At 72.2% G+C, this 4,567-nt stretch carries 3 protein-coding genes; 1 reads left to right on the top strand and 2 read right to left on the bottom strand.

Annotated features, from left to right (window positions below):
- Nucleotides 1-31: 31 nt before the first annotated feature.
- Both disA and radA read right to left on the bottom strand, forming a co-directional pair.
- Nucleotides 32-1,156: a DNA integrity scanning diadenylate cyclase DisA gene (gene disA / locus G5C60_RS49545; RefSeq protein WP_165270701.1), complete on the bottom strand. Its 1,125-nt coding sequence runs from the start codon at nucleotides 1,154-1,156 to the stop codon at nucleotides 32-34.
- 81 nt (nucleotides 1,157-1,237) lie between these two features.
- Nucleotides 1,238-2,647 carry a DNA repair protein RadA gene (gene radA, locus G5C60_RS49540; RefSeq protein WP_165270699.1) on the bottom strand — a complete coding sequence of 470 codons (1,410 nt, stop codon included), beginning with the start codon at nucleotides 2,645-2,647 and terminating at the stop codon, nucleotides 1,238-1,240.
- Nucleotides 2,648-2,878: 231 nt separating this feature from the next.
- Here radA and G5C60_RS52925 point away from each other — a divergent pair.
- The coding region (locus G5C60_RS52925; RefSeq protein ID WP_338146150.1) for a BACON domain-containing protein at nucleotides 2,879-4,567 on the top strand (1,689 nt) is incomplete at its 3' end.

Raw genomic sequence — 4,567 nt, 5'->3', positions numbered from 1 at the left:
CCCCATAGGCGCCCCGCCCAACCGCCGGAGGCTAGACGTAGCGTTCCAAGATCGACGACTCCGCCAACCGCGACAGCCCCTCCCGAACGCTGCGCGCCCGCGCCTCGCCGACCCCGTCCACCGTCTGGAGGTCGTTGACACTCGCGGCGAGCAGCTTCTGCAAGCCGCCGAAGTGCTCGACCAGGCGGTCGATGATCGCGCCGGGCAGCCGCGGCACCTTGGCGAGGAGCCGGTAACCGCGCGGCGACACCGCGGAGTCGAGGGTCTCGGGTGAGCCGGTGTGGCCCAACGCCCTGGCCACCGTGGTCAGTTCGAGCAGCTCGGCATGGGTGAGCGCGTCGAGTTCGGCGAGCGCCTCGTCGACCGTGCGGGAGCGCTTGGCGGTCGGCTCGGGTACGTAGTCCCGTACGACGAGTGAGCGCTCGGGCTCGACACCCGCGATCAACTCGTCCAGCTGGAGGGCGAGAAGGCGCCCGTCCGTGCCCAACTCCACCACGTACTCGGCGATCTCCGTGGCGATCCGGCGCACCATCTCCAGGCGCTGGGCGACCGCGGAGACGTCCCGGACGGTCACCAGGTCCTCGATTTCGAGGGCCGACAGTGTGCCGGCGACCTCGTCGAGGCGGAGCTTGTAGCGCTCCAGTGTCGCCAGGGCCTGGTTGGCGCGGGAGAGGATCGCGGCCGAGTCCTCGAGGACGCGGCGCTGTCCGTCCACGTACAACGCGATCAGGCGCATGGACTGGGAGACGGAGACGACGGGGAAGCCGACCTGCTTGGAGACGCGGTCGGCCGTGCGGTGCCGGGTGCCCGTCTCCTCGGTGGGGATGGTGGGGTCGGGCACCAACTGCACGCCCGCCCGCATGATCTTGGTGATGTCCTTGTCGACGATGATGCCGCCGTCGAGCTTGCACAGCTCGCGCAGCCGGGTCGCCGTGAACTCGACGTCCAGGACGAAGCCGCCCGTGCACATCGATTCGACCGTCTTGTCCCAGCCGAGCACGATGAGGCCGCCGGTGTTGCCGCGGAGAATCCGCTCCAGGCCGTCGCGAAGCCCCGTGCCGGGTGCCACGGCGCTCAGTGAGGCGCGCATCAGCCCATCGGCACCGGAGCTCCCACCGGACTTTCCGGGAGCTGCCGCCCGGTCATTGGCTGCCACTGCACTCCTCCGGTCGCAGGTTCTGGGGCGCTCCCGTTTCGCATACTTCGTACGTACGGACGGGCGAGACCTGGGCAAAGTCTACCGGCGGTCCTCCTCGTCCCGTGGGGCCTCTCGACGACGCGACCTCGGAAGCACACGCAGCGCGTCCCCCATGTCGGCCACTTCCAGGACCTTCATACCAGGTGGGATCTTGCCGGGATCGCCCGGTACGAGCGCGTGTGTGAAGCCCAGACGGTGGGCCTCCGCGAGTCTGCGCTGGACGCCTGTGACCCGTCTGACCTCGCCCGCGAGGCCCACTTCGCCGATCGCGACGAGGTTCTTGGGGAGCGGAGTGTCGCTCGCGGCGGAGGCCAGGGCGAGGGCGATCGCCAGGTCCGCGGCCGGCTCGGAGAGCTTTACGCCGCCGACCGTCGCCGAGTAGATGTCCCGCTTCCCCAGGGCGGTGATCCGGCCGCGCTGCTCCAGGACGGCGAGCATCATCGAGACCCTGGAGGTCTCCAGGCCCGATGTCGTACGCCTGGGGGAGGGGATCTGCGAATCGACGGTGAGCGCCTGGACCTCGGCGACCAGGGGGCGGCGGCCTTCGAGGGTGACGGTCAGACAGGTGCCGGGGACCGGTTCGGCGCGGCGGGTGAGGAACAGGCCGCTGGGGTCGGCGAGTCCGGTGATGCCCTCGTCGTGCAGCTCGAAGCAGCCGACCTCGTCCGTCGTCCCGTACCGGTTCTTGACGCCTCGTACGAGCCTGAGGCGCGCGTGCCGGTCGCCCTCGAAGCTCAGGACGACGTCCACCAGGTGCTCGAGGAGGCGGGGGCCCGCGATGGCGCCGTCCTTGGTGACATGGCCCACAAGGAGTGTGGACATGCCGCGCTCCTTGGAGGCGCGGATCAGGGCGCCGGCCACCTCGCGGACCTGGGCCATGCCTCCGGGGGCGCCGTCGATCTCCGGAGAGGCGACCGTCTGCACGGAGTCGAGGATGAGGAGGGACGGCTTCACCGCGTCCAAGTGGCCGAGGACGGCGGCCAGATCGGTCTCCGCGGCGAGGTAGAGGTGGTCGTCGATCGCCTTGATGCGGTCGGCACGCAGGCGGACCTGGCTCGCGGACTCCTCGCCGGTGATGTAGAGCGTGCGGTGCTCGTCGCTCGCCGACTTGGCGGCCACGTCCAGCAGCAGCGTCGACTTGCCGACTCCCGGCTCGCCCGCGACGAGCACGACGGCGCCCGGAACCAGGCCGCCGCCGAGCACCCGGTCCAGCTCGGGCACGCCGGTGGGGCGGGCGGTCGCCGTGCGGCCGTCGACCTGGCCGATGGGCACCGCGGACGTCGTGACACGGCCCGGTGTCGTCGTACGGACCGCGGGCGCGCCGTACTCCTCGACCGTCCCCCAGGCCTGGCACTCGGGGCAGCGGCCGAGCCACTTGGCCGTCTGCCAGCCGCACTCGGTGCAGCGGTAGGACGGCCGGTCCTTCGCGGTCTTCGTACGGGCAGCCATGGACGAAACCGTAACCGCCACTACTGACAACGCCGTCCCCGCCCGGGACAAGGCAGAACCGCCGTCGGATGCCGAGATCAGGGCACCCTTCGCAAACCGGCCGCAACCGATCCGGAACGATCCACGGAATTCGGGGCTCCTGTCCCCTTATGGGGGATCGTTTCACCCGTATGGATTAAATGTGCTCACGGCACGAGAAGGGGCCGCCGCCCGCCGCCTACGGTCGCACGGGTGATGAGCCGCAGTCCGGAAACCACCACGCACACCACCGGCGCACCACGGGCGCACCGTGCCGCACCCGACCGGGCGGCGGTACGCACGTCGGCGCAGTGCCCGCCCCAGAGCTACGAGGCGCATCTGGACGGCCTGTTCACGTACTGCCTGTCCGTGCTGTGCGACCACGACGCGGCGGTCGCCGCCCTCGGCGACGCCCTCGCGCTCGCCGAGCGCCGCGGTTCGCGCGGCCCGCAGGCACCCGGCGACCGCAGGGCCTGGCTGTACGCCCTCGCCCGCTGGGCGTGCCTGCGCAAGCTCACCGAGGCCACGGACAAGACCAGGCGGGCGAAACAGGAAAAGGCCAGGCGGTCCAAACAGGCCGGGCAGGGCCCGCAGGCCGGGCGGGGCAAACAAGGCGGGCAGGGCCCGCAGGCCGGGACGACGGACGGGCAGAAACGTCATGGCACATGTGCGTCGGACAGGGTTCAGGGTTCCGTACGGGCGCACGCGTCGGACGCCGAAGAAGACCGTCGCCGTGGCGAACTCGCCCTGCTCGCCTGGCCGGAGGCCGCCGGGACCGCGCCCGAGCAGCGGGAGGCGCTCGAACTCGCCGTACGGCACCAGCTCACCGCCGGTGAGGTCGCCGCCGTTCTGAGCCTGGACCTGCTCGCCGCCCGCGAACTCCTCGGCGCGGCCGCCTGCGAGGTCGAGCGCACCCGCGCGGCCCTCGCCGTCGTCGACACCGGCATCTGCCCGAGCGTCGCCCGGCTCACCGGCGACAACCTGGTCCTCAGCACGGCCCTGCGCCGCGAGCTGGTGCGGCACGTCGACGACTGCCCGCGCTGCCGCCGTACCGCCGAGCGCGCGATCCCCGGCTCCTGGCCCGGCACCAGCGTCACGCCCGCCGCGCTCCCCGTACTCGAAGCCCCGCGCGCCGCCCTCCACATGGCGATGACGCATGCCCCACGCGCGCGGGGCGGCGCTCCGCGCTTCGACCGGCGGGGCTTCCCGATGGACGCCAGGGAACGCGCGGTCCGCCGCAACCGCATCCGCGCGCGTGCCGTCACGACGACGGTCGTCGCCACCGTCGTGGCGATCCCCGTGCTCGCCCTGTGGGCGGCCTGCCACGGCGCCCCCCTCACCGGCGAGGGCTCGGCCGGTCGCCCGGTCACCGCGAACGAGGCACAGGGCCCCGACGCGCTCGGCGGCGAGGAGGCGGGCGGCTACGCGAACGTGGGCAGCGCCAGCGCGAGGCCGGACCCCCACTTCAGCGAGCGAAAACGTTCGTCCGGCGTCTCCGTCCGGGTCATCGGCGCGGCCTCCGGGCACACGAAAAGTGCCCTCTCCGTAGAGGCTGATTCCAGCGGCGACACGACGTTGATCAGCCTCAGGGCCTCCGGTACGTCACCGGTCGACTGGTCCGCGCACACCGGCGCCTCCTGGCTCCACCTGAGCCAGTCCTCGGGAACGCTGCGGCCCGGCGAGTCGTTGACGATCAAGGTGTACGTCGACCGCCTCCGCGAGCCGAGCGGCCCTTGGAGCGCGCGTGTGTCGATCGCACCCGCGCGCGCGGTGGTCTCGATCGACGGCCACGGGAGCGCGGGCCCGTCGCACCCGAGCGCTGTCCCGGACCCGAGCGATCTCACGCCGTCCGACCCCGGCCCCACGCCGGGCGACCCGGCTCCCTCCGAGCCGGAACCCACC

This window comes from Streptomyces scabichelini (genome assembly GCF_011045015.1).
Classification (GTDB): domain Bacteria; phylum Actinomycetota; class Actinomycetes; order Streptomycetales; family Streptomycetaceae; genus Streptomyces; species Streptomyces scabichelini.
The sequence above is the reverse complement of the archived record's forward strand: the minus strand, read 5'-3'. Positions and strand labels throughout refer to the sequence as shown.